This is a genomic window from Niabella aurantiaca DSM 17617 (assembly GCF_000374125.1).
GTDB lineage: Bacteria > Bacteroidota > Bacteroidia > Chitinophagales > Chitinophagaceae > Niabella > Niabella aurantiaca.
This window is the reverse complement of the sequence record NZ_KB893649.1, coordinates 1-26,355: the sequence shown is the minus strand read 5'-3', so window position 1 is coordinate 26,355 and position 26,355 is coordinate 1. Positions and strand designations below refer to the sequence as shown.

19 protein-coding genes, 3 tRNA genes and 3 rRNA genes are annotated in these 26,355 nt (G+C 47.5%); 18 read left to right on the top strand and 7 right to left on the bottom strand.

Features of this window, described 5'->3' with window-relative positions; translation table 11 throughout:
- The first annotated feature begins 12 nt into the window (after positions 1–12).
- On the top strand, positions 13–2,259 hold the full coding sequence (locus tag B160_RS0126995) for an alpha-N-acetylglucosaminidase (protein WP_018631095.1): 2,247 nt from the start codon (positions 13–15) through the stop codon (positions 2,257–2,259).
- Positions 2,260–2,737: 478 nt separating this feature from the next.
- On the opposite strand, the gene B160_RS30260 is transcribed toward B160_RS0126995, so the two are convergent.
- The 4 genes from B160_RS30260 to B160_RS0126965 form a co-directional block, all read right to left on the bottom strand.
- Positions 2,738–3,007: a helix-turn-helix domain-containing protein gene (locus tag B160_RS30260; RefSeq protein ID WP_018631092.1), complete on the bottom strand. Its 270-nt coding sequence runs from the start codon at positions 3,005–3,007 to the stop codon at positions 2,738–2,740.
- Between the two features lie 221 nt (positions 3,008–3,228).
- Complete coding sequence (locus B160_RS32165; protein WP_018631091.1) at positions 3,229–3,864, bottom strand: DUF6266 family protein; 636 nt, start codon at positions 3,862–3,864, stop codon at positions 3,229–3,231.
- Positions 3,865–4,689: 825 nt separating this feature from the next.
- Positions 4,690–5,100 carry a hypothetical protein gene (locus tag B160_RS0126970; protein ID WP_018631090.1) on the bottom strand — a complete coding sequence of 137 codons (411 nt, stop codon included), beginning with the start codon at positions 5,098–5,100 and terminating at the stop codon, positions 4,690–4,692.
- A gap of 949 nt (positions 5,101–6,049) precedes the next feature.
- A tRNA-Glu gene (locus B160_RS0126965) sits at positions 6,050–6,121 on the bottom strand.
- A 186-nt stretch (positions 6,122–6,307) separates the two neighbouring features.
- Here B160_RS0126965 and gap point away from each other — a divergent pair.
- Both gap and B160_RS0126955 read left to right on the top strand, forming a co-directional pair.
- Complete coding sequence (gap, locus tag B160_RS0126960) at positions 6,308–7,321, top strand: type I glyceraldehyde-3-phosphate dehydrogenase (RefSeq protein WP_018631089.1); 1,014 nt, start codon at positions 6,308–6,310, stop codon at positions 7,319–7,321.
- Positions 7,322–7,560: 239 nt separating this feature from the next.
- The gene (locus B160_RS0126955; protein WP_018631088.1) at positions 7,561–8,760 is read left to right on the top strand and encodes a phosphoglycerate kinase; all 1,200 of its coding nucleotides are present in this window, start codon (positions 7,561–7,563) and stop codon (positions 8,758–8,760) included.
- A gap of 93 nt (positions 8,761–8,853) precedes the next feature.
- Here the strand turns inward: B160_RS0126955 and B160_RS0126950 are convergent, their stop codons facing one another.
- The gene (locus B160_RS0126950) at positions 8,854–10,851 is read right to left on the bottom strand and encodes a hypothetical protein (protein WP_018631087.1); all 1,998 of its coding nucleotides are present in this window, start codon (positions 10,849–10,851) and stop codon (positions 8,854–8,856) included.
- Between the two features lie 159 nt (positions 10,852–11,010).
- Positions 11,011–11,844 carry a helix-turn-helix domain-containing protein gene (locus tag B160_RS0126940; protein ID WP_018631085.1) on the bottom strand — a complete coding sequence of 278 codons (834 nt, stop codon included), beginning with the start codon at positions 11,842–11,844 and terminating at the stop codon, positions 11,011–11,013.
- Between the two features lie 223 nt (positions 11,845–12,067).
- On the opposite strand from B160_RS0126940, the gene B160_RS0126935 reads away from it, so the two are divergent.
- From B160_RS0126935 to truA, 9 genes are all read left to right on the top strand, one after another.
- A complete protein-coding gene (locus tag B160_RS0126935) occupies positions 12,068–12,283 on the top strand; it encodes a hypothetical protein (protein ID WP_018631084.1) in 216 nt (71 codons plus the stop codon).
- Positions 12,284–12,894: 611 nt separating this feature from the next.
- Positions 12,895–13,629: a diacylglycerol kinase gene (locus tag B160_RS32325; protein WP_018631083.1), complete on the top strand. Its 735-nt coding sequence runs from the start codon at positions 12,895–12,897 to the stop codon at positions 13,627–13,629.
- A gap of 10 nt (positions 13,630–13,639) precedes the next feature.
- Positions 13,640–14,110, top strand: coding sequence for a hypothetical protein (locus B160_RS0126925; protein ID WP_211218118.1), 471 nt, complete (start codon positions 13,640–13,642; stop codon positions 14,108–14,110).
- A gap of 186 nt (positions 14,111–14,296) precedes the next feature.
- Entirely contained in the window at positions 14,297–14,878 is a 582-nt protein-coding gene (locus B160_RS0126920) for a LemA family protein (protein WP_018631081.1), read from the top strand.
- Between the two features lie 15 nt (positions 14,879–14,893).
- Positions 14,894–15,475, top strand: coding sequence for a LemA family protein (locus B160_RS0126915; RefSeq protein WP_018631080.1), 582 nt, complete (start codon positions 14,894–14,896; stop codon positions 15,473–15,475).
- A gap of 4 nt (positions 15,476–15,479) precedes the next feature.
- Positions 15,480–15,944 (top strand): TPM domain-containing protein, encoded by a 465-nt coding sequence (locus B160_RS0126910; RefSeq protein WP_018631079.1) that lies wholly within the window; start codon positions 15,480–15,482, stop codon positions 15,942–15,944.
- Between the two features lie 6 nt (positions 15,945–15,950).
- Positions 15,951–16,739 carry a TPM domain-containing protein gene (locus B160_RS0126905; RefSeq protein ID WP_018631078.1) on the top strand — a complete coding sequence of 263 codons (789 nt, stop codon included), beginning with the start codon at positions 15,951–15,953 and terminating at the stop codon, positions 16,737–16,739.
- A gap of 280 nt (positions 16,740–17,019) precedes the next feature.
- A complete protein-coding gene (locus tag B160_RS0126900; RefSeq protein ID WP_018631077.1) occupies positions 17,020–18,324 on the top strand; it encodes a DUF4476 domain-containing protein in 1,305 nt (434 codons plus the stop codon).
- Between the two features lie 55 nt (positions 18,325–18,379).
- Positions 18,380–19,129: a tRNA pseudouridine(38-40) synthase TruA gene (gene truA, locus B160_RS0126895; protein WP_018631076.1), complete on the top strand. Its 750-nt coding sequence runs from the start codon at positions 18,380–18,382 to the stop codon at positions 19,127–19,129.
- Between the two features lie 23 nt (positions 19,130–19,152).
- Here the strand turns inward: truA and B160_RS0126890 are convergent, their stop codons facing one another.
- A complete protein-coding gene (locus B160_RS0126890; protein ID WP_018631075.1) occupies positions 19,153–20,130 on the bottom strand; it encodes a glycosyltransferase family protein in 978 nt (325 codons plus the stop codon).
- A gap of 620 nt (positions 20,131–20,750) precedes the next feature.
- Here B160_RS0126890 and B160_RS0126880 point away from each other — a divergent pair.
- The 6 genes from B160_RS0126880 (at position 20,751) to rrf (ending at position 26,312) form a co-directional block, all read left to right on the top strand.
- Positions 20,751–20,936, top strand: coding sequence for a hypothetical protein (locus tag B160_RS0126880; RefSeq protein WP_157558258.1), 186 nt, complete (start codon positions 20,751–20,753; stop codon positions 20,934–20,936).
- Between the two features lie 96 nt (positions 20,937–21,032).
- Positions 21,033–22,558 (top strand): 16S ribosomal RNA (locus B160_RS0126875).
- Positions 22,559–22,716: 158 nt separating this feature from the next.
- A tRNA-Ile gene (locus tag B160_RS0126870) sits at positions 22,717–22,791 on the top strand.
- 32 nt (positions 22,792–22,823) lie between these two features.
- Positions 22,824–22,897 (top strand) — tRNA-Ala (locus tag B160_RS0126865).
- Positions 22,898–23,274: 377 nt separating this feature from the next.
- Positions 23,275–26,073 (top strand): 23S ribosomal RNA (locus B160_RS0126860).
- A 127-nt stretch (positions 26,074–26,200) separates the two neighbouring features.
- Positions 26,201–26,312: ribosomal RNA gene (gene rrf / locus B160_RS0126855) — 5S ribosomal RNA — on the top strand.
- Together the 16S, 23S and 5S rRNA genes with 2 tRNA genes alongside form the textbook arrangement of a ribosomal RNA operon.
- The last annotated feature ends 43 nt before the right edge of the window (positions 26,313–26,355 follow it).

Below are 26,355 nucleotides of genomic sequence, written 5' to 3'. Positions count from 1 at the left end.
AACAACAACAACATGCCATTCAAGCTTAAGGCGCTCACATTTACAGTTTTAATTATAATAGCTTTTTCTTCTGCCCAGGCCCAGGGTTTTGACCGGCAGGCTGCAGAAAGGCTGATCCGGCGGGTGGTTCCGGCCTATACGCAACAATTTAAAGTGGTCGCCATACCCGCCGACAATGGAAAAGATGTGTTTGAAATTGAATCAGAAAAAGGACAGGTCGTATTAAGAGGGAATAGTCCTGTTTCGGTAGCTTCCGCACTTAACTGGTATTTAAAGTACTATTGCTATGTGCAGCGTAGCTGGTGTGGCGACCAGATGAACCTTCCTCCAAAACTGCCAGTGGTCCCAAAGAAAGTACGGCAGGTAACCCCCTATGCAAAAAGGTCTTACCTGAATTATTGTACGTTCAATTATTCGATGACCTGGTGGAGTTGGGAGCGCTGGGAGCAGGAGATTGATTGGATGGCTATGCATGGCATTAATATGCCACTCGCCATTACAGGACAGGAGGCGGTATGGCAAAATACCCTGCGCCGGTTTGGAATGAGCGATGATGAAATATGTGCCTTCCTGGTAGGGCCGGCCTACCAGGCCTTTCAATGGATGACCGTTATTGAAAGCATCTATGGGCCATTGCCGCAGCATTGGATCGACCGTAGTGTCGTACTTGGTAAAAAAATTTTACAAAGGGAGCGGGAGTTAGGTATGCAACCTATTTTACAGGGGTTTACAGGTTATGTACCCATGGGTTTAAAAAAAAGCCAGCCGCAGGCAAATATTATGGAAAAGCCGGTATGGTTTTCTGTTGGAGGCCCAACAGCACAGTTAGATCCGATGGATCCGCTCTTCGCCAAAATGACAAAGGTCTTTATTGAGGAGCAAACCCGGCTGTTTGGCACGAATCATATTTATGCGGCCGATCCTTTTCACGAAGGGGAACCACCGGTAAGCGGGGATGATTATTTATCCGCTGTAGGGAAAAAAATATATGAAGCGACTATTGCAGCCGATTCTCAGGCTGTCATTGCCATGCAAACCTGGAGCATGCGTAAGTTAATTGTGGAGGCCATCCCGGCTGACCGCATTGTTATGCTCGATTTAAACACCCAGAAATGGAAAAGAAGCCAGGCTTTTTGGGGGCGCCCCTGGCTGGCCGGGATCATCCATAACTTCGGAGACAATACGGCGATGGGGGGTAATTTAGATGAGGTGCTGGCCATGTTCCCCCGGCTGCTGAACGATAAAGGGCAAACCAGGAATTTATCAGGCATCGGCATGTTCCCGGAGGCTATCGGGCATAACCCGGTAATATATGAGGCCGCAAGCGAAATGGCCTGGCATGCACAGCAGCCCAATACGCAGCAATGGCTGCATGGTTATCTCCGTGCCCGCTATGGCCGCCTCGATAACCCGGTGCGTGATGCATGGGATCTGCTGTTGCAAACGGTATATGGTAAGGGCACGGGAGTGGAAACGTTCCGGGAATCTGCCATATGTGCCCGACCTGCCCTGGTAGTATACGGAGCCTCAGCCAATGGGGCACTCAACAGCCAGAAGAATTATTCCTTTGAGAAATTATGGACGGCGGTAAAGCTATTAATGGCCGCAGGCGAAACAACAAAAAGAACGGATACCTATAAATACGACCTGGTAGATCTGATGCGGCAGTGCCTTGCAGACCTGGCAATACCAATGCAGGCAAATATGGCAAAGGCATATCTCAACAACCAACGGGATAGTTTTGCTTTTTATAGCCATCAGTTTTTGGACCTGATGGATGATTTTGATGCACTTCTTGGAACCCGCAAAGAGTTTTTACTGGGTAAATGGCTGTCGGATGCAAGATCTATCGGAACCACTGCGGCCGAAAAAGATCTTTATGAAAAAAATGCACGAGGGCTTATCACTATTTGGGGACCTTATGATTCCAGTGCGATCCAGTACGACTACGCTGCCCGTCAATGGAATGGGCTCGTCCGTACTTTTTATAAACCCCGCTGGGAAAAATTTATCACGATGCTTGCTGATGCGTTAACGAAAGCGCCGGATCAACAGTATCGGGAAGTTAATATTAATCACCGGTTCCAGCGGCCACGCAACAATGCCAATGATTTTTACAGGGCTATTTCCCGGTGGGAAGCTGATTGGGTCGCCAAACCCGGGGTTATTACACAAACCATACCGTCGGGAAATGAGTTACGGACGGTAAAACAGTTTTACAACAAATGGTATCCGGCCGCATTGGCACTATATCGCTGATGAGCAACCGCTGTTGCTGTAACCTTTGCAATACCCAAATGATCCGGGAATTGATCATTAGCTTTCAGAAGCTGTTTAAAAACGATCCGGGAGCATCCGTATAACCATTAAAAGGTACCGCTTTTTATCGCCGCTACTTAGGGAATCGCTGTAGCCGTCATCTGTAAAAAGCGGGGTCAAGCAATCATTTTAGCAAAAGAGGCATGGCCTCGGAAGATCCGGCAAGAACGGGTTTCAACCCGTTCACACGTCCAAAAGAACAACAGAGAGCCATGGGCTTGGGGCATAATGATCCGCGCCGGATGGCGCTTATAAGGAGGATCAAAATTTTATTCTTAAACAACTTCTAAGCGTTTGGAACCTGCATTAAAATGCCGGCCTGGTTTTGCGCTGTTATAAACGGTTACCTGTATGCGGGTTTTTATCCGCGGTCCGGTGCAGGTGCATTACCGGTTAGCCCCGGGTTATCCAATGCCTGTCAGCCCCCATTGCCCCACTCCATTGGCGGCAGCGCTCCATGCTGCTGAAGCAGCTGCCGGATCACCAGTCCCCGTATGTAAAATATTTGTTTGCCTACCTTAACATAGGGAATATTCATTTCTATGCGTAGCCGGTAAAGCGTGCTTTTAGAAATATGCAACATACGCATCATTACCTTATTGTTTACGAGCTCAAAGGCGTCAGACGCTTCGTATTTTTTTTGCAGCAGTTCTAATTGATGTACGGACAGATTCATTTTGGTTGCCATGTTGGATGTTTTGAAAGGGTTATAAAAAGAGTCTGTGTCAATAGTGTTGTTCATCAATCAGCAAACGGGAACACTTCTATGAATATACATATTTTTATTAAAATAAAATGTTATATATTTAATTTATAAAGTGATGATTATTTTTGATCCGGGCATGAATATGCAGTAAAATGCCGGGGGCATACATGATGCCCCCGGCAGTGGTCCTTTTTTTTAACGGATCAGGTAAGGGTTGTAAAACCCATGTATCTCGAGTTACAGGCCGCAGTGGCTCCCTCATCGGTAAAGGTGGCCCATACATGCACTTCTTCACCCGCGTAAAAGGGCAGCATGTTTACCGTGGCGCTGCCGGCCTGGCGCGCTGCCACCCCGCTAAAAAACTGTCCGTCCCTGCGCGATGGCATGTACACAAAAACGGAGCACAGGTCGTTTTCATTACTGCTGTCCGGCGGCGCATTATTGATCCAGGTAACCGTAATAGCCTGTGCCGCCCCTGTGCTGATACTTTCGGGGATCATTTCCAGCAGGTTGCCCTTCGAAATAAGCACCTGGTTGTAGTTGATGATCACCTCGTCGCCGGTAAGCTGAATGTTTTCCAGTACATTGGCCTGTGCCTGGTTATAGGGTGTTACCAGCCCTTTACGCTTGCCAAAGAACAGGCGTGCAAAGGACTTGTACAAACCCAGGAAGGCTACTGCAAAACGAAACAGCTCGCGGTGAGCGGTTTGCGGTTCGGTGGAACTGCTGCGCATTACGGGCCGCGCGCGGCTTACTTCCACCCCATGAACGTTGGCGATAACAACGCGCCCGGTGCGGCCGGAGGTGCCGCTTAAAATGGAATTGGTCACGCTGCCCATAGCTTTAATTTTTAAAAATGAATAAATAAATGTTTGCTTGCGTAAAATTGGGGTATTAAAGGTCCATTTTATTTTTTTGATCCCTAATGAACCCTAATGAACCCTTCTGAACCCTAATGACCCCTTCTGACCCCTAATGATCCTTCCTGAACCCTTCTGATCCCAAAACGCCTGTTTTCTGTATCCTTTCTATATCGTTTCTGTATCCTTTCTGTATCCTTTCTATATCCTTTCTATATCCTTTCTATATCGTTTCTGTATCGTTTCCGTATCCTTTCTGTATCGTTGCTGTATCGGTAAGGGGTGGCTGTATGTTGGCTGACATAATGGCGGAAAATTATCTAGCTAGTATTGGGGCGTACAAATATGCCAGGAATAAATTTTCAACCTGAGTCTTGCACAGGTTCCCGCGGGCAAAATGGCCTTCCTGTCCGCCCGCTTCTGAAAAGGCTGAAATGGCTTTGTAAAAAGCTGTCATACGGGAACGTTTCCCGTATGACAGCTATCGTGTAGACACATCTCCTGAGGTTGTACCGGAACGATCTTTCTGTGGTTGTTGCTGAAGTGCCCGAAGGGTGCCATGTGCATACCCCCCTAACGCTGGGGGAAAGAAAATGCATAGAGGATGCGGCCCCGGAGGGGTCGAATGTGATGAACGCAGACTGGACTTTCGAAATATAAATCAGCGTGTACAGCGCAATATTTTATAACCTATGAAATAGATACCATGAGCTACCGTCAGATTTTCTACCAGATTGTTTTTGCTACTAAAAATCGGCGTAAAACTATTCAGAATACAATTGAGTGTAATAAAGCATAGCAAATTTAATTTGTCAAGTTTAGAAAATTGTTGGAGCTTAAATAATTAAAAAGAATAGTTTTGTCTAGCAATTTCAGGGCCTTGTATTTATCAGTTTGAAGATAATTTACATTATATCGATATTCAATTTCATTGAACATATCAGTGATCAGATTCTTCAATTTTGTAGTATTCCTGGGTTTTAGATCACCTGTTTTATTTAGAGAAAAAAGGCTTCTGATTTTTATTACCGCTCTGCTCCCGTATTTAATCGAAATGATAATAGAAAAAAACCTAAAATCATCTGAAGGAAAAACCTCCAATAGAGAATCAACATCTGCATTTTTGATGCTGTTTTCAATATACTCCGGTTGCTTTATTCCGTTTCCCAAAGTCAACACTTCAAACTTTACTAGCTTCAATTGATCTTGTAACATGCTTTAGTGTATTAGAAAAAAAATAAAGGGTTAAACTTCTTACAGTTCTTAACCAGTTCTTAATTATTTTTGGCGACAGATTGAAGGTATAGTTCTACGGTTATTTTACCTCGATTTTAACTTACACACTTTTCGGGATATTTCCTTTTAGTTCCATCGTCTTTACAATAGTCGATTCTAATCTTTGAATTGCAAGAAGGCAATCGTTAACAATGGTAGCGGCACCTGTATCAACTAATCCCGATTCAATCAAAGAGCTTAGCGGATTTGTACCAAAAACAGCATAGCTAAGTGCATTCGTAACACAGTGCCCATCGTCGCCTCCTAAATAATTTCTTAATGAATCATAATCTAGTTTACGAAATTGGTTTTCTAATTCTTCAAAAGCTGATTTTACTTTTCATAATGCATTGTTTAGGTTAAAAAATATTTATCTAAAACTAATGACTTGTTTAGTCAAAACCTGTTTTTTTTAAAAAACTTTTTTAGACAATATTNCAATGTAATACCCATATGATCCGGGAATTGATCTATAACCATTAAAAGGTACCCGCTTTTTATCGCCGCTACTTAGGGAATCGCTGTAGCCGTCATCTGTAAAAAGCGGGGTCAAGCAATCATTTTAGCAAAAGAGGCATGGCCTCGAAAGATCCGGCAAGAACGGGTTTCAACCCGTTCACACGTCCAAAAGAACAACAGAGAGCCATGGGGCTCGGGGCATAATGATCCGCGCCGGATGGCGCTTATAAGGAGCATCAAAATTTTATTTTTAAACAGCTTTCAGAAGCAAGCAAAATTTGGAGGCGACCCCGTGCCCTGGAACGTTCTTCTCCCATAGCGCAGCAAAAGATCACTTTTTCCTGAAGTTCTCCAATTTTTTCACTGATCCCGTAGTAGCGGTACCCGCCATTCCGGGCATAAAAAAACCGGGCTGAAAAGCCCGGTTTTGTACCGCGTACGGGAATCGAACCCGTGATTCATCCGTGAAAGGGATGCGTCTTAACCCCTTGACCAACGCGGCGTTACCCGTTTTTGGGAGTGCAAAGATAATAGTCCGGTTTGGATTGGCCAAAAAAAAGTAAAAAATAATTGCCGTTAAAAAAATAGCGCCGAAAAATCGAAATTGTTTAATATGTATTCCGTACAAAATGCTGTAACTTTACGCCTCCAAAAATTGTTCTTACTTAATTAAATTTTTTACACAACTATGAGTACAGTAAAAGTAGCCATCAACGGTTTCGGCAGAATCGGCCGGTTGGCTTATCGTCAAATCTACAACCAACAAGGTATCGACGTTGTTGCGATCAATGATTTGACCAGCCCTAAAGTATTAGCTCACCTGTTAAAATACGACTCTGCTCAGGGTGGTTTTCGCCAAGATGTGAAAAGCACGGAAAACTCCATTATCGTTGACGGTAATGAGATTAAAATATATGCACAAAAGGATCCTTCCCAGATTCCCTGGAAAGATCATGATGTAGACGTGGTACTGGAATGTACCGGTTTCTTTACCGATAAAACAAAGGCAGAAGCACATATCGCAGCAGGCGCTAAACGAGTGGTGATCTCCGCTCCTGCTACCGGCGAGCTGAAAACCGTTGTGTTCAATGTGAACCACGATATCCTGGATGGCAGCGAAACCATCATCAGCTGTGCTTCCTGTACGACCAACTGCCTGGCGCCCATGGCAAAAGTACTGGATGACAATTTTGGTATCGAACTGGGGATCATGACCACCATCCACGCTTACACCAACGATCAGAACACCCTGGATGCCCCGCATGCAAAAGGTGACCTGAGAAGGGCAAGAGCCGCCGCCGCAAACATTGTACCCAACAGCACAGGTGCTGCAAAAGCGATCGGCCTGGTATTGCCGAACCTGAAAGGAAAACTGGATGGCAGCGCGCAGCGCGTACCTACCATCACCGGTTCTATTACCGAGCTGAATGTTACGTTGAAGAAGCAAACTTCCACAGAAGAGATCAATGCTGCAATGAAAGCCGCTGCTAATGAAAGCTTTGGCTACAATGAAGATGAAATTGTGAGCAGCGACGTGATCGGCACCCACTATGGTTCTTTGTTTGATGCTACGTTGACCAAAGTAATGACCGTGGGCGACAAGCAACTGGTGCGCACCGTTTCCTGGTATGATAACGAAATGAGCTATGTATCACAGCTGGTTCGTACGGTTGAATATTTTGCGAAACTGATCAGCAAGTAATTCAGAAATAAGCATTCAAAGCGGAACACTTCGTTCCGCTTTTTGCTTTTATACTGAGCAAAGACGGAGTATAATGGGGGACCGGACGAAGTATATTGAACCGGCCGCAGGATAGATGGCATCTTTGTTGCTACGCTCAGTTTAACAGCGGTGCACGTGGCGGCAGTTTCGGGCCCGCCCGGATAGTTCTGCCGGTAATCAGATCTCAATTCTCAACTCTCAAATCAAATCCTTTAACAATGTCAAAATTTTCAAGCTATAACTTCAAAGATCAGAAAGCGCTGATCCGCGTTGATTTCAACGTTCCGCTGAATGACCAAATGGAGATCACTTCCGATGCACGCATGAAAGCCGCTGTGCCTACCATCAAAAAGATCCTTGCCGATGGCGGTAAAGTGATCCTGATGAGCCACCTGGGGCGTCCCAAGAACGGACCGGAAGACAAATTTTCCCTGAAGCACCTGGTAAGCCATCTCAGCGAATTGCTGGGCGGAGCCACAGTTTTGTTTGCCAATGATTGTATTGGCGAGCAGGCCTATCTTACCGCAGATATGATGCGGCCCGGGGAAGTGCTGCTGCTGGAAAACCTGCGCTTTTATAAAGAAGAAGAAAAAGGAGATGAAGCATTTGCCGAAAAACTGAGCAAGCTGGGAGATGTGTATGTGAACGATGCCTTTGGTACCGCACACCGGGCGCATGCTTCTACCGCCGTTATCGCAAAATTCTTCCCTGCAGATAAGAAAATGTTCGGCCTGCTGATGGAGAATGAAGTGAACAGCGCACAAAAAGTATTAAGCCAAAGCGAGAAGCCGTTTACGGCCATTCTGGGGGGTGCTAAAGTATCGGATAAGATCCTCATCATCGAAAACCTGATGGAAAAAGCCACGGATATCATCATCGGCGGTGGCATGGCTTATACGTTCTATAAAGCAATGGGCGGCAAGATCGGCGCCTCTCTTTGTGAGGAAGACCGGCTGGATACCGCAAAAGAGATCCTGGAAAAGGCAAAGGAAAAAAACGTATGTATCCACCTGCCGGGGGTCAGTATCATTGCCGATAAATTTGCGGCGGATGCCAGTGTTTCGGAAGCTCCGAGCGACAATATTCCCGATGGATGGATGGGGCTGGATGTGGCAAACGAAGCCCGGGAACAATTTGCAAATGTGATCAGGAAATCGAAAACCATTTTATGGAACGGGCCGATGGGCGTCTTTGAAATGGAAAAATTCCAGGCCGGAACCAAAGCCATTGCGGATGCGGTTGCCGAAGCTACTCAGAACGGGGCCTTCTCTTTGGTAGGCGGCGGCGATAGCGTGGCGGCTGTTAATAAATTCGGCTATACCGATAAAGTAAGCTATGTATCTACCGGTGGTGGTGCTATGCTGGAGTTTTTTGAAGGCAAAAAGCTTCCGGGTATCGCAGCTATTGAAGAAGCGTAATGATAACAATTTTAATGCGATAAAAGAGGCGTTCTGTGGCGCCTCTTTTTTTATGGATGGATGGATCTGGTTGCCGTTTAAAGATCAGCAAGGCTATTCTTTAACAGCCCTGATCACCTTGCTGTGGCCGGCCGTTTTTCCGTCTTTATCAACCTGTGCAATGCGTATAAAAACGGTATCACCCTGCCTGTTAACCGCATCGTTGAAATGCTTTTTACAGGCGCTGAACATCAGGGTCGCAATGACCGCAGATGCAAGTAAATACAAACCCGGTCTTCTTTTTATCGACGCGACCCAGCCGGCAGTGATCAGGAGCAACGCGACCGGCAGTGCCGCTGCCCGCACGCCGTTTTCACCGGCCGGCAGGAAAATCGTATAGTCCGTTGCGGCTGTGGCATGTCCGTTGGTATGTTTGCTGGCCATTGTGGCCACTTCGGTGAACGTGCGGCCGTCCTCAGAAAATTCAATATTGAAATGGCTGTTATGGGTTTCGCTTTCCGTTCTCCATTTTATGGTAAGCCCTGCTTTATTCCACAATGCATTGATGGTCCCGAATTTTGCGGGCAGGGCGGTGGGAATGCTGAACCGCGCCAGGAAAACAGGTGTTGCATCCCCGGCATTGAGTGTTACTTCTTTACCGGCGCTGGGATCAAAATCGACCTCGGTTTCAAAGGCTCCTGTAACATACAGGTTCCCTGCGGCGTCCAGCGCTAAAAAATAGGGGGATACCAGTCCGAGATAGTAGGCTTCGCTGCGTTTGAGCACCCCGCCCCAGATGTATTTTCCCTCCTTGTTCAAAATGGAAAGATAGCCGCCGTTCCCCTTCGTCAGGTCCGCATCGGTATGGGCCTCCGGGTTCAGGTAAATGTCCATAAAACTTCCCGAGCTGTATATTTTATCCGTCGGGTCAACCGTTACATCCATCCCCAGGGTATAGTTGCCGTTGCCTTTTGTATCCTGTGCTTTTACCCAAAGATGGTTGCCCGTTTTATCCATTTTCCATATAAATGCGCTCCGGCCCATATTGTAGGGCGAAAGGCTGGTCCCTCCAAAGCTGGCGGTTTCCGTGAAAGAACCGGAAACAAGAATATCGCCAATGCTGTTTAAGGTTATTTTATTGGCCCAGTCAGATTTGGTGCCGCCTGCCTGTACATGCCACTGGTACGCCCCTGCATTGCTCAGTTTCAGCAGGATAATATCGCTTACGTCTGAAATAGCATTGATGTTTTTGGCAACAGCCGGATCCGGGTCAATATCTATTTTGCCATATAAGCCGCCGGCAATAAAGAGCTCCCCATCGCTGCTGACCGCCATGCCGTTGATATCCAGCTGGTTTATAGGTTCTCCGGATTCCAGCCGCACCGCCCAGCTAAAATCGCCCTGCGGTTTAAGGGAGGCAATAAAGCGATCGGAATTGGAAGCCCCAACGGCAGCAAGGGTGTAGGCTCCAACGGCCGGGTTGAAATCAGCGCTGCCTTCAAAATATCCGCCGATATAAATATTATCCGAAGCATCCGCCCCGATCCAGGAGCCGGCATCGGTTAAATTACCGCCCATGTTTTTGGCCCAAACCAGGTTGCCTGCTAAATTGTATTTACAAACAAAGATGTCGCTGAATGTCTCTTCGGCGGAAAGGGTCTCGTTCTTTGTGGAGGGGTCAAAATCTACTTTCCCGCGAAAAGACCCTGTAACAAGCAAATGCTGCTTTGATGCATCGAAGGCTATATGCCCCCCCGCATCATCATTGCTGCCTCCAAAACTTTTTGCCCACAGGAAATTGCCGTCGTTGCGATAGGCGCTGATAAAAATATCGGTGCCGCCGCTGGAGGTCAGGTTGGTTACGCCGGCACCCGGGTCAAAATCGGCCGTTCCCGAAAAATGCCCGGTCATATAAATATAGCCGTCGGCATCCACAATGCTTTTGCCGGAAGGAATTTTGTTGGGGTTGTCTGCCGGAGCGGCAATACGGATCTTTGGGTCCAGCTGCCTTACCCAATCGAGCGACTGTGCGGTTACAGGCGTACCCCAATGCAGGGTCACCAGCAGGCCTGTAAAGAATTTTGCAAACCGGGGAAAAGAATTAATAGCCATATTTTAATTGATCATTTGTGGTATCTGCAATTAGCTGCAACATGCGCATCATTCGTTTATGCACATCCGGTATATTGGCATGGGTATACGGTATCTGATAAAGCCAATAAGCTGCAAGATAGGCGCGTCAAAAATGATAAAATAGGGGAAAAGCGACATTTACAGGACCAGGTTGGCCTGCATTTTAAAAGCGGATAGCGCAATAGCCTTTTCTATTTTTTTGGGGTTGGAGCCGGCGAACTTTTTTACATCGGCAATAAGTTGCATCTGTTCAGAGTAACCGCATTCATGCGCGATCTGGGTCCAGGTGAGCTGTGGCAATTTTTCGTGAAGACGGTAGGCTTTGGAAAACCTTGCAATGCGGGCGAACATTTTCGGGCTCATCCCGATCCTGCTATGGCTTTGACGCTGGAACTGGCGCAGGCTAAGGCAGGAAAGATCTGCGGCCGCTTTCATTGAAAGATTCCCGTCCTGCCGGACCAGTTCCATCATCGCAGCATCAAAAGGTAGCGCTATAGTAGCGGAGCAGATCTTTTTCAACAGGAATGTTTCGATAACCTTTGCCAATGCCTGATCATTGTCCGCCTCATTCAGTTGTTGATTTATGGTGCGCATCTCCGCACCAAATACGGCTTCTGCATTCGTGCTGGTATCTGTTAGCTGCCCGAGATCCGTGCCCAGTAACCGGTACAGGCCCCCGGGGTGAAACCCAAGCCGTATGGCTTTGTAGTTTTGACCGATGTTGATCGTTACGGGTGTTATCTGCGGTCCAACGAGTACTGTTTGCGGCTGTACCTCAAATGCATCCTGGTGCTGTTTTTTAACGCTTATAAAGCTGTTGATATGAAAGCATATTCCTGTTTGCGGAGTAGGCGGATGAAAACAAAAACGGTGTGCCGTATCATCGGGGAATGTGGCTTCCGTTAATACCATACAGCTGACAATTTCCTGCAGTGCAGGATGTATGTTTAATTTTTTACAGGTAATGGTCATGCCCTTCAAAAATAAGTTACCTGCAGAGACCTTTTTATCGCCTAAATAGGGGAACTGGTGATGGCTGTCCTTGCAGGCAGGCGGAAAACACAGGCATGGATACCGCTCAAGTTGTTTATAGGAACAGGCACAGCAAGAGTGCTTTTAATATATTTGCGCGGCTTAAAATTTGTTGATATGAAGAGGTACTGGGAAAATACTTTTTATTGAAAAAGCGGTCGGGATGGGCGACCTGGAAGGGTACGCTGTTTTGGGAGGATATTATGCCAGCCTGCAGGATAGCAAAAAAGCAAAAGAAGTGCTGGAGAAAGGAGGGGAGCTGGGCTGCCGTCGTTGTATATGGGCCGTGTTTTCGATCGCTATGGAAGAAGAGGCAAAGAAAGCGGAAACGGCTGTTGATATTAAGAAGCCTGTCCTCAAAACAATAAAGAGAAAGTAACAGGCCTCGAACGCCACAGGGAAGCTGAACGCATAAATAGTGGCAATAAGACGTTGGGCTGCCTTTATCCTTCCATCGGGTGCATAACATTTTTTTACAACGCCGGGCTCTCTACGGCAATAAAAGGCCTTAGTGCTTGCTGGTGATCTGGCAATGCAAGCCACAAAGTCTCAAGGGCCCTAAGAAGCTGTTTAAAAACGATCCGGGAGCATCCTTGTCACAAAAAGGTGCCGGCTTTTTGTCGCCTCTGCTTAGGGCATCGCTGAAGCCGCCATCTGTAACATACGGGGTTCAACGATCATTTTAGCAAAAGAGGCATGGCCTCGAAAGATCCGGCAAGAACGGGTTTCAACCCGTTCATACGTCCCAAAGAACAACAGAGAGCCCTGGGCTCGGGTATGATGATCCGTGCCTATGGCACTTATGAAATTACAGCCTCATTAAAGCCGTGCTAAAGCGCGGCTTTAATGACAACAACGCGCCGGATGGCGCTTATAAGGAGCATCCTTGTCGTCAAAAAGGTGCCGGCTTTTTGTCGCCGCTACTTTGGGCATCGCTGCAGCCGCCATCTGTAACATACGGGGTTCAACGATCATTTTAGCAAAAGAGGCATGGCCTCGAAAGATCCGGAAAGAACGGGTTTCAACCCGTTCATACGTCCCAAAGAACAACGGAGAGCCCTGGGCTCGGGGCATGATGATCCGTGCCCAGGTCACTTAGGGAATTACAGCCTCATTAAAGCCGTGCTGAAGCGCGGCTTTAACGACAACGACGCGCCGGATGGCGCTTATAACGAGCATCAAATTTTTATTTTTAAACAGCTTCTAAGAGCCACGAAGGGAACTATAAAAGCCCTCGTGTTTCTTAGTGTCCTGGCGCCTAAGTGGCAAGACAATAAAAATCTCAAAAAATGTTATGCACCCCTTTCAGGTTCAGATGCAGCATTTTGCGCTTTTGTCGTAGTTTTGAGCATGGGCCGCCTGTTTTCCTTAAAGAAGTTATTCCGGGGTTTTGGCTATGCCGGCAGCGGGTTAAAAGCCGCCTTCCGGTCGGAGCAAAATTTCCGGTTGCATACCTTCGCAGCATTGCTAGCGATCGTCTTTGCTTTTTTTTTGGGAGTAACGGTTTGCGAATGGCTCATCATCATTATATGTATTGTTGGTGTAATGAGCTTTGAGCTGATCAATACCGCAATCGAAAAGATCTGCGATCAGATCAGCCCTGAAAAGCATCCGGGTATTAAATACATTAAGGATGTTTCGGCGGCGGCGGTGCTCCTTGTTGCAGCAGGCGCCTTCATCGTGGCGCTGCTGATCTTTATTCCGCGGTTGATGCAATTGATCTGACATGATTGTTATGAAACGAATCCTCCTGTTTTATGCTATCCTTCTTGGCGCAGCCTGCGAAAACAGGCAGCCGGCGGCTTCGGCGGAACCATCCGGCCCCGCAGCGTTAAAGCCCCATACCGGCCTCGGGATCTCAGAAAACAGGGAAGTACTGGGAGCGCTCATTGATCTGAAAACGTACCCGCCTTACAGCGTGGTTTTCCAGTGGAACGGCCAGGATACAAAGGGGCTGGAAGCGATCCTTTATTATGATGAAATGGCATACGACGCCATCCTGAATATGTATATGGAAGCGGGCTTTCCCCGGGGGACCTATGCCAAAGAACAGTTTGATTTTCCATGGCTGGACAGCGCCCGGCATGCGGAGCTGCAATTCAGCAAGCCGGATTATACAGGCAATCCGGATATCTTCCTCGGAACCGGGGGCAAAGGCATGCTTTGGTTCCTGGATAAAAAGATCCTGCTGAAGGTGAATCCATAAGAGCCATCAGCTTTCAGTGGTCAGCCATCGGCTATCACTGATAGCTCATTGCTGAAAGCTGTTCACCGCCGTATAGGCCGGTTTTACCGATATAAAGGCCGGAAATCCGAAATACCCGTATAATTTAATAACTTGGTATATTATTTAGTATAAATTTGTTCCATCAAAATCCTAAAACACAAACATATGAAAGGAGTTACGTTAATCATTGTTATTCTGCTGGTAATCCTCGGCTTTATGGGGTGCAAAGGCTATAATGGTCTTGTAAGAGAACAGGAAAATGTAAATAAGGCCTGGAATAATGTTCAGAGTGAATATCAGAAAAGAAATGATCTGGTAGGTAACCTGGTAGAAACCGTTAAAGGGGCTGCAAATTTTGAAAAGTCCACACTGACCGATGTGATCAATGCACGGGCAAAAGCTACATCCGTACAGGTAAACCCCGAAAACCTGACACCGGAAAAGCTGGCTGAATTTCAGGCTGCCCAGGGACAGATGACCAGTGCGCTGGGACGTTTGCTGGTTACCGTGGAAGCCTATCCGGAATTAAAGGCCAACCAGAACTTTTTGCAGTTGCAGGGTCAGCTGGAAGGCATTGAGAACGACATCCGTGCTTCCAGACAAACTTTTAACACAGCAGTGAACGGCTATAACGTAAAAGTGCGTTCCTTCCCCATGAACATCCTGGGAGGCATCTTCGGGTTCCATGCCAAAGAAGGATTTAAGGCAGATCCGGATGCAGACAAAGCACCCAAAGTAAAATTCTAAATCAGCCGGCTCCAGATGAAAAAATCCGGTCTGATCATAGTGATAGCGGTATTGCTGGGCGTTGTAGGGATCTATTTCTTTACGACCTACAATGTTTTTGTAAAAAAAGACGAAAAAGTACGGCAAATGTGGAGCGAGGTGCAGAACACGTACCAGCGCCGGCTGGATCTTACCCCCAATCTTGTGAGTGTGGTGAAGGGGATCTCCGGTTTTGAGCAATCCACACTGGTGGCCATTGCCGAGGCACGCAACAAAGCACAGCGCGGACTGGGCGGTGACGCCACCGCTGAAAATTACGGTCAGCAGGCACAGCTGCAGGATTCGCTGGCGGCGGCCTCCAACCGGGTCATCGCGGTGATCGAGAAATATCCGGCCCTGCGGGGCACGGAAGCCTACCGGGGCCTGCAAACCCAGCTGGAAGGGAACGAGCGGAGGATCAAGGTGGCGCGCAATGATTTTAATGCAGCAGTAGCAGACTATAACAGCTCCGTAAGAAGCTTTCCGGGCAATATAGCTGCGGGTGTCCTTGGGTTTAAGCCCCGGGAAGGGTTTCAGGCAACGCCGGGCGCCGATAAAAATGTAGAAATAAAATTCTGAGAACGTGACCTTTTCTTTATTCAACAAACATCCGGAAGAAGTGCTTACCGGCGCCGAGAAAGAGCTGATCGTTGAAGCAATCCGCCAGGCAGAAAGCCGTACCAGTGGCGAGATACGGGTGTTCCTGGAAAGTCATAATAAGTATGTGGACCCTGTGGACCGTGCGGCGGAAGTGTTCCTCAAGCTGAAGATGGACAATACGGTTGACCGGAATGCGGTATTGCTTTATGTGGCCGTAAAAGACCGGCAGCTGGCCATTTTTGGCGACGAAGGTATTTATCAGCGGACAGGGAAGGAGTACTGGAACAACCTGGTAAAGAAAATACTGGGTCATTTTAACCAGAAGCATTTTGCCACCGGCATCAGTGAATACATTCACCAGATCGGCGAAGGCCTCCACCTGTATTTTCCTTTTGACCGGGCCACCGACCACAACGAGCTCCCGGACGATATCGTTTTTGGCAGTTAAGATGCGATGAAAAAACTTATCTTATTATACTTTTTGCTGGTTTCGGCCCTGTCCTTTGCACAGGTCGAATCCGTGATCCCCAATCCTTCCAATCCGCCCCGGCTGGTAAATGATTTTACCGGGCGCTTTCTGACGCAGGAGCAGGTGCAGACGCTGGAGCGCAAGCTGGTGGCCTATGACGATAGTACCTCCAACCAGATCGCCGTGGTGATCGTGGATGATCTGAAAGGTTATTCCAGGGACGACTATGCCATTGCGCTGGGACGAAAATGGGGCGTAGGCGGACAAAAGCAATTCAGCAATGGCGTGGTAATACTGGTTAATGCTGGCCCGAAGGACCGGGGTTTGTTCATTGCTACCGGGTATGGGCTGGAAGGAGCCATTACCGACCTCGTCGCGGACCAGATCATTCAGCAGATCATTATCCCCGATTTTAAGCGGGGCGATAATTACCGCGGACTGGATGAAGGTACCGATGCCCTGATCCAGGCGGCGGCGGGCAGATTCAAAGCCCCGGACGGCTATCATCAGCAGGGTAAAGGCATCAGTTTTGGAACCATCATCCTGATCATTATCGTTGTCATCGTATTTGTTTCTTTTATGAGCCGCGGTGGCGGTGGCGGTGGCGGCTATGTGTCGCGCCGCGGGTACCGCGGTGGTGGCGGCTGGATCATACCCGGCGGCTGGTCGGGCGGCGGCGGTGGCGGCGGCTGGTCCGGTGGTGGCGGCGGAGGAGGATTCGGCGGTTTCGGTGGTGGGGGCTTCGGCGGCGGCGGCGCCGGCGGCAGTTGGTAGGAGGGGGTGTTTCAGGTTCAATGTTTAAAGTTCCTGGTTGAATTTCGTCTATACCCCATGCCGGTTAGTAATTCTTATGAGAACCAAAAACCAAAGATAAAAGAAGATTTCAGGTCAGATCCGTTTGTAACTCCCATGTGCGCCCCATTCCCCTGTTTCCAGATTTTCACATTTTCAAATTTCCAAATTCTTCCAGAAACCTTCTCTACATCGCATTATTCGTTTATTTTTGTTTGGACGAATTATATTTTGACAGGATAAATAGAACAATACATACATCATGAACAAGCGTTTTTTACTGGCGATGATCTTTCTGCTGACAGGCTTTATCACTTTTGCACAATATTCGGTTCAGTCAAAATATTTTGTTTATCTGCAAACCGAACCGGCACAGCCCTTTTACATCCGCATCAACGGGCAGCGCATTGAAGCAAATTCTTCCGGGTACCTGATCCTGCCCCAGCTCAAGGACGGAGACTACCGGCTGATCGTAGGGTTTCAGGACAACAAGAATCCTGAAATGACCTTCCGGTTTAAGATCGATTCAAAAGACAAAGGATACCTGATAAAAAATTTTGGTGCGGAAGGATGGTCGCTTTTTGACCTGCAGTCCATGGATGTTCAGAAACCCCTCACAGCTGAAGAGGCCGAGGCATTGGCAAAAGCAGAGGCTCCCAAACCGCGGCCGCGCCGCCAGGCGCCCAGGCCGAAGCCCGAGGAAAAGCCCGTGGTAAAAGAAGAACCCCCAAAACAGGCCCCTGCAGAGACCGCCGCTGTACAGCAAACGCCGCCACCGGTTCAGCAGCCGGCTGTGACCGACAATCCCAATGTAAGCGATTTTACAAAAGTACTTTCCCAGGCAGCCAATGATCCCAGCTTGCTGGAGCAGCCCAAACCCGAAGAAAAACCGGTTGTAAAAGCCGAACCCGCTCCTGCAGCTGAACAGCCCACGGCGGAAGCAGGCGCCGCCATGCCTGAAACCGCAAGTCCTGCAGGCAAAAATACAGTGGTAAAGATCTCACAGCATTCTTCCGGTACCGGTACCGTTGTATTATATGAAGACCGGAGCGCAGGGGGAAAAACGGAACAGATAGAAATCACCATACCGGCCACGGCGGATCAGGAAGCAGCCGCCCCGCCGCAGGAGAAGGCACCCGAAACACCATCCCCCAACGATGGCGAAAAGGAAAAGGAAGCCTTTGCAGTGGAAGAGAAGCCCGCCATTCCGCAAGCGAACAGTACCGGCAGCAAAAAAGAAGAAGCGGTGAAAGCACCGTCCAAACCGGTTCCGGGTAACTGTAAATCGGTCGCTACTGAAGATGATTTTCTGAAATTGCGCCGGGAGATGGCCGGAAAAGAAAATGATGACGAGATGATCGACGAGGCCAAACGTGCGTTTAAAAATAAATGTTATACCAGTGCCCAGGTAAAATACATCAGCAGCATGTTCTTATCCAATGCAGGGAAGTACAATTTCTTTGAAGCTGCCCGCGCGCATGTTTCGGACCCGGAGAACTTCAGCTCGCTGCAGTCAGAGATCAAAGACACCTATTATAAAGAAAAATTCAACAGTCTTACTCAATAGTTAGATGCTGAAAACTGATAGCTGAAAGCTGTCAGCCCTCAGCTGCCAGGTTGCGATGCGTTATTTTTTAGAAGTCTCTTATAAAGGAACCCGTTATAATGGTTTTCAGATCCAGAACACGGGGGCAACCATCCAGGGGGAGATTGAGCGGGCGTTTGCGGTTTTTTTTAAAGAAACGCTTCCGCTTACCGGTTCCTCCAGGACGGACAGCGGTGTACATGCGCTGCAGAATTTTTTTCATTTCGACTGGGACAAGGCTTTTGATTCCCAATGGATCTATAACCTGAATGCGATCCTCCCTCCGGACATTGTTCTCAAAGAAGTAAGGCGGGTAGCCGATGATGCTCATTGCCGGTTCGATGCGCTCAGCCGTACCTATGTTTATAAAGTATACCAGTTCAAGAATGCGTTCCTTTCGGATACGGCCTGTTTTTATCCTTATCCCCTGGACCTGGAAGTCATGAACCAGGCGGCATCCCTATTGAAGGACTATAGGGATTTCAGCAGTTTTTCCAAGAAAAATACCCAGGTAAAAACGTTTAACTGCAACCTGATGGAAAGCGGCTGGAACCGGGAGGGGGATGTGTGGGAATATCAGGTAACTGCGAACCGGTTTTTAAGAGGAATGGTCCGTGCGCTGGTAGCCACAATGCTGCGGGTGGGCCGGTATTCACTGGATATGGAGGCTTTTGAAGACATCCTGAAAAAAACGGCCTGCGGAACTGCATATTTTGATGCGCCGGCACGCGGATTAACCCTGACGCGGGTACACTACCCGGTTTCAGAAGGAATGTTGGTAAAATAGAAAGCTACGGTACGCCCGTTTATTTATAGATAGCTTTTTTCTAAGTCCGGTTTGTTGAAAAACCGTTTGATCGTTGCGGATAATTGCCCAACCAGCGAAGACCGCTGGTTCAGATGCGTAAAATAATCCACGTATTCGCGTACATTGTGGGCGATATTGAATTTTTTCAGCGCAAATTTCCGGAAAAAATTTCCGTCTTCCATTTTGAATTTTTTTATTTCCCGCACCACTTCAGCAACCGAAAAAGCCTTGTTGAAAGCGCGCCCGGAACAGTTTTTCAACAGGCTTTTTTCCAGGCAGTCTTTAACATATCCATCGCCACAGGGCTCAAAATAGGAGCGGTGATCAAAAATGATCACCGGGCGTCCGCAGGCCATCGCTTCGTAGGCAGACCGGCCGATGCCGATGACCAGATCGGCCCTGTTGATCATTCGCTCCACATGCCATACCGGGTTCTTAAATTTATTGAGGGTGGTAAGTCTTGCGCCCACCGCCTGGCAGGAGGCCTCTATGATCTGGTTGGCCTCGTCAGACTGGCACAGGCTCAAAACGGTTTTTACATCCGGGCACAGGGGGGCCGTGCTTTTGAACCGGTCCATATTGATGCCGTTTAAGATGATCCTGCTTTCCAGGTTCTTTTGGGATAAATGATCCTTTACTTCCTGGGAGATGGCTACATATCCGTTGGCATGGGGAGAAGGCTGCTCCAGTTCGGGGTAAATGCCATGACAGGTCTGAATGATAAAGCCCTTGTTGCGCAAATGGTTGACACAGGTATAATGATTGGCCAGGATGAGATCGTACTTTCTTTTTTTCATAAACCGGACGCCGATATCGGTTTCCAGTCTATCCGATACGAGGCCCTTGTGAAACGTAAAATACTCCACATCAAAAGCCTGCTTTTTCAATTCTTCAGCCAGGGTGTAGGTGTAGGTCTCTGATCCTCCCAGATGTTGCAAATGGTTATTGGCTACGAGGATCGAACGCGGGGTTTTGTTCATAAATCTGTATTATTTTATTCAACCGGGTTAGCAATTGCGGGGCCGGGTGTAAAAAATCACTGTGGATCATATAGTTGGACGTTTTTTATCGGCGAAAGATGCGGTTGCCATTGTTTTTTAAAAAGGGATCGGCACTTGTTTCATAACGCCGGGAGGGGCGTTCTATTGAGCACGTCCGGCTTTATTCCAGAAAAAATCATTTTTTTATGAAATAAATTTTGCGGTTCAGAAAAAGGTTCTATATTTGCACTCCGTTTGTGAAACGGATGAGTTCTCTGAGAAGAAAATAAAGATTCAAAAAACGCTGAAACGCTTGTATAGCTTAAGTTTCAGTAATATCTACTATAATGAATTCCGGTAAAACTGTTGCCGGATATTCCGCTTATACTTACCTGGTACGGTTAAAAAAATAAATAAAATATTTTTTGTTGACCGTGTTCAAAATCAAATCAAAATTTGTATCTTTGCAATCCGCCTGAAACAAAGGTTTGAGGCAATGCAGGTCTATCAATTCAACAGGTAAGTTCTTCACATTTAATGGATTATATCAAAAATATTTTCAAAATATTTTTGGTGAAATGAAAAAAAGAATGCATCTTTGCAACCCCGAAACGGAGGGTATGAGGAGGAGAGAATTGATGCGGGGATGGAGTTCTTTTAGGAGGTACAGCGTAGAGGCGCGCAGCTGGTTCAAATCCGGCGGTATTTACAAGGTCACGGAAGTCATTCTTTTAGGGGGTGATGGAAGTGGTAAGATCTTTGAAAGTTTGGAAGCAATAGCACAATTCAGTCACATTCAATTGTGACAACGAAAGGTAAGTCAAAAAGCAAATAACATTTAGATTTTTGACACGTTAATTTTTCTCTTGAGAATTTTTAATAGTCAGTAGTCAAACTCATTTACAACGGAGAGTTTGATCCTGGCTCAGGATGAACGCTAGCGGCAGGCTTAATACATGCAAGTCGTGGGGTAGAGAGGTGCTTGCACTTCTTGAGACCGGCAAACGGGTGAGGAACACGTACACAACCTTCCTTTTAGTGGAGCATAGCCCAGGGAAACTTGGATTAATTCTCCGTAAGATGTTGAAGAGGCATCTCTTTGATATTATAGCAGTGATGCGCTAGAAGACGGGTGTGCGTATGATTAGGTAGTTGGAGGGGTAACGGCCCACCAAGCCAACGATCATTAACTGGTGTGAGAGCACGACCAGTCACACGGGCACTGAGACACGGGCCCGACTCCTACGGGAGGCAGCAGTAAGGAATATTGGTCAATGGAGGCAACTCTGAACCAGCCATGCCGCGTGGAGGATGAAGGTCCTCTGGATTGTAAACTTCTTTTATCTGGGACGAAAAAAGGGAATTCTTTCTCGTCTGACGGTACCAGATGAATAAGCACCGGCTAACTCCGTGCCAGCAGCCGCGGTAATACGGAGGGTGCAAGCGTTATCCGGATTTACTGGGTTTAAAGGGAGCGTAGGTGGGCTAGTAAGTCAGTGGTGAAATCTCCGAGCTTAACTTGGAAACTGCCATTGATACTATTGGTCTTGAATATTGTGGAGGTTAGCGGAATATGTCATGTAGCGGTGAAATGCATAGATATGACATAGAACACCAATTGCGAAGGCAGCTGGCTACACATATATTGACACTGAGGCTCGAAAGCGTGGGGATCAAACAGGATTAGATACCCTGGTAGTCCACGCCCTAAACTATGGATACTCGACATTTGTGATACACAATAAGTGTCTGAGCGAAAGCATTAAGTATCCCACCTGGGAAGTACGATCGCAAGATTGAAACTCAAAGGAATTGGCGGGGGTCCGCACAAGCGGTGGAGCATGTGGTTTAATTCGATGATACGCGAGGAACCTTACCTGGGCTAGAATGCGAGTGCCGAACCATGAAAGTGGTTTTTCTAGCAATAGACACAAAGCAAGGTGCTGCATGGCTGTCGTCAGCTCGTGCCGTGAGGTGTTGGGTTAAGTCCCGCAACGAGCGCAACCCCCATCACTAGTTGCCATCAGGTAACGCTGGGAACTCTAGTGAAACTGCCGTCGTAAGACGCGAGGAAGGAGGGGATGATGTCAAGTCATCATGGCCTTTATGCCCAGGGCTACACACGTGCTACAATGGGGAGGACAAAGGGTTGCGACATAGCGATATGAAGCTAATCCCAAAAACCTCTTCTCAGTTCGGATCGCAGTCTGCAACTCGACTGCGTGAAGCTGGAATCGCTAGTAATCGTATATCAGCAATGATACGGTGAATACGTTCCCGGACCTTGCACACACCGCCCGTCAAGCCATGAAAGCCGGGTGTACCTGAAGTCGGTAACCGCAAGGAGCTGCCTAGGGTAAAACTGGTAATTGGGGCTAAGTCGTAACAAGGTAGCCGTATCGGAAGGTGCGGCTGGAATACCTCCTTTTTAGAGCTATGTACGGGTTGAATATTTTCAACCCCAGATTTACCGTGCTGTTGTTTCCTATTCTTTCAAATTTATTTAGCGTTCTTTTAAATAAAAGACAAGCCCGAGGGTTAACGGAGGCAATCATCTCGAGGCCCCTTTAGGGGTTTGGGGTATAGAGATCCGTAGCTCAGCCTGGTTAGAGCACTACACTGATAATGTAGGGGTCACCAGTTCAAATCTGGTCGGGTCTACTTTACAAGCTGATAGCTATCAGCCTTTAGATGGGGGGTTAGCTCAGTTGGCTAGAGCATCTGCCTTGCACGCAGAGGGTCATCGGTTCGACTCCGATATCCTCCACAAGTCAAATTTGAGGATGAATAATTTGAGGATTTGAAAAAAAAGAGTTCTTTTAAGATGAGATAAAGCCTGAGAGGCTCCGATGGTTCGAAACCATTTTATCTGCAAAAGTCGAATGAGGTTTGAGGTATATGATTTAGGTTGTGTAGTTTCAGATTTTCATGAAGACCAAGTTCTTTGACATATTGGAAAAAAATAAACTGTTAGGAGAGTACCTAACAGCCCGACGCGAGTCGGGTTCGATCACAATTTTTGAAACATCACACTATAATTATTATGGTTGGTCTGAAGAAATGTGGTCGGGTAACAATCTACAATTAAACTAAAAAATAAGTCCAAGCGGGAGCTTGGCCTCATTAAAGAAGTTTACGAACTTTTTTAAAGCAATTAAGGGCGTATGGTGGATGCCTAGGGTCTGAGAGGCGATGAAGGACGTGGTAAGCTGCGATAAGCCAGGGGGAACTGCACACAAGTATTAAATCCCTGGATTTCCGAATGGGACAACCTAATATACTGAAGGTATATTACTCGAAAGAGAGCCAACCCGGAGAACTGAAACATCTAAGTACCCGGAGGAAAAGAAAATAAGACAATGATTCCCTAAGTAGTGGCGAGCGAACAGGGAAGAGCCTAAACCAGCTTCGCGTGCGGAGCTGGGGTTGTAGGACTACTTTTAGAAAGCGTTATCAAGCAGAATTTTCTGGAAAGTTAAGCCAAAGCGGGTGATAGCCCCGTAAGCGGAAATTAACGTGGACGTGTAGTATCCTGAGTAGGGCGGGACCGGAGGAATCCTGCTTGAATCTGCCAGCACCATCTGGTAAGGCTAAATACTCCTCAGACACCGATAGTGAACCAGTACCGTAAGGGAAAGGTGAAAAGCACCCTGAATAAGGGAGTGAAATAGTACCTGAAACCGTACGCCTACAAGCGGTCGGAGCATCTTTATGGTGTGACGGCGTGCCTTTTGCATAATGAGCCTACGAGTTACTCCTCACTGGCGAGGTTAAGTTTTTGAAAACGGAGCCGTAGCGAAAGCGAGTCCGAACAGGGCGCTTAGTCAGTGGGGGTAGACGCGAAACTTTGTGATCTATCCATGGGCAGGTTGAAGGTGTGGTAACACACACTGGAGGACCGAACCCGTTGACGTTGAAAAGTCTTGGGATGACCTGTGGATAGGGGTGAAAGGCCAATCAAACTGAGAGATAGCTCGTTCTCCCCGAAATGTTTTTAGGAACAGCCTCGGATTTTAGAAGTGTACTAGAGGTAGAGCTACTGATTGGGCTAGGGGGCTTCACCGCCTACCAAACCCTGACAAACTCCGAATGCTAGTACATATCTCCGGGAGTGAGGCTGTGGGCGCTAAGGTCCATGGCCGAGAGGGAAATAACCCAGAATAGCAGCTAAGGTCCCCAATACATGGTTAAGTTAGACAAACGATGTAGAGTTTCTATAACAGCCAGGATGTTTGCTTGGAAGCAGCAATTCATTTAAAGAGTGCGTAACAGCTCACTGGTCGAGAGACTCTGCGCGGAAAATAATCGGGTATTAAACCATGAACCGAAGCTCTATGATCGCCCTTTGAGGGCTGATCGGTAGGGGAGCATTGAAACGGCATCGAAGGTGTACGGCGACGTATGCTGGAGCGGTTTCAAAAGAAAATGTAGGCATAAGTAACGATAAATAAGGTGAAAAACCTTATCGCCGAAAGTCTAAGGGTTCCTGATCAACGTTAATCGGATCAGGGTTAGCCCGGTCCTTAGTCAAACCCGAAAGGGGTAGACGATGGAAAGCAGGTTAATATTCCTGCGCCTGCTATACAATAAAAGTGACGGAGCATGTTAGCTGCCTAGTCTGACGGATTAGACGAGTGGAACCTTCGGGTGAAGCGCAGCAGTGAGAGTGCTTCCAAGAAAAGCGAGTATAGCAGCCGGTACCGCAAACCGACACAGGTAGACGGGATGAGTATTCTAAGGCGCTCGGGTGAGCCGTGGAGAAGGAACTAGGCAAATTGATGCTGTAACTTCGGGATAAAGCATACCACAGCGATGTGGTCTCAGTAAAATGGTTCAACCAACTGTTTAACAAAAACATAGGGCCCTGCAAAATCGAAAGATGACGTATAGAGCCTGATACCTGCCCGGTGCTGGAAGGTTAAGGAAGGATGTTCGGAGTAATCCAAAGCTTCTGACTGAAGCCCCAGTAAACGGCGGCCGTAACTATAACGGTCCTAAGGTAGCGAAATTCCTTGTCGGGTAAGTTCCGACCTGCACGAATGGTCTAATGAGTTGAACGCTGTCTCCTCCACGAGCCCGGTGAAATTGTAGTATCGGTGAAGATGCCGGTTACCCGCCACGGGACGGAAAGACCCCGTGAACCTTCACTACAACTTTGCATTGATTTTGAATTACGGATGTGTAGTATAGTTGGGACGCTATGAAGCTTTGCCGCCAGGTAGGGTGGAGCGGTCGTTGAAATACCAACCTTCTTTGATTTAGAATCTAATCCCTAGCGGGACACAGTGCATGGTGGGTAGTTTGACTGGGGTGGTCGCCTCCTAAAGAGTAACGGAGGCTTGCAAAGGTTCCCTCAGTACGGTTGGTAATCGTACGCAGAGCGCATTAGTAAAAGGGAGCTTGACTGTGAGGCAAACAGGCCGAGCAGGGACGAAAGTCGGCTAAAGTGATCCGGCGGTTCTGTATGGAAGGGCCGTCGCTCAAAGGATAAAAGGTACTCCGGGGATAACAGGCTGATCTCCCCCAAGAGCTCATATCGACGGGGAGGTTTGGCACCTCGATGTCGGTTCGTCACATCCTGGGGCTGGAGAAGGTCCCAAGGGTTCGGCTGTTCGCCGATTAAAGTGGCACGTGAACTGGGTTCAGAACGTCGCAAGACAGTTCGGTCCCTATCTGTGGTGGGCGTTAGTAAATTGCGAGGACATGACCTTAGTACGAGAGGACCGGGTCGTACGTGCCGCTGGTGTATCTGTTGTGCCGCCAGGTGCAATGCAGAGTAGCTAAGCACGGACAGGATAAACGCTGAAAGCATCTAAGCGTGAAACCTGCCTCAAGATGAGTTTACTTTTAAGGGCCGTCAGAGACTATGACGTTGATAGGCTACAGGTGTAAAGGTGGTAACATCAAAGCCGAGTAGTACTAATTGCCCGTAAGCTTTAATTTTTTTATTAGATCTCTTCTGACAGTTTTTTCCAATATGTTAATCTTATTAGATGTTAGATATTAGACGATAGATGTTAGACATTTTAGTGCTGCATTTTTAGTTTAGTGTTTTACATTTTTAATTTTTTATGGTGGTTATACCAAGGGTGTTCACCTCTTCCCATACCGAACAGAGAAGTTAAGCCCCTTATGGCCGATGGTACTGCACCACAATGCGGGAGAGTAGGTAGCTGCCATTCTTATTGAACCCTTCAGTTTTACTGGAGGGTTTTTTTATGCCTG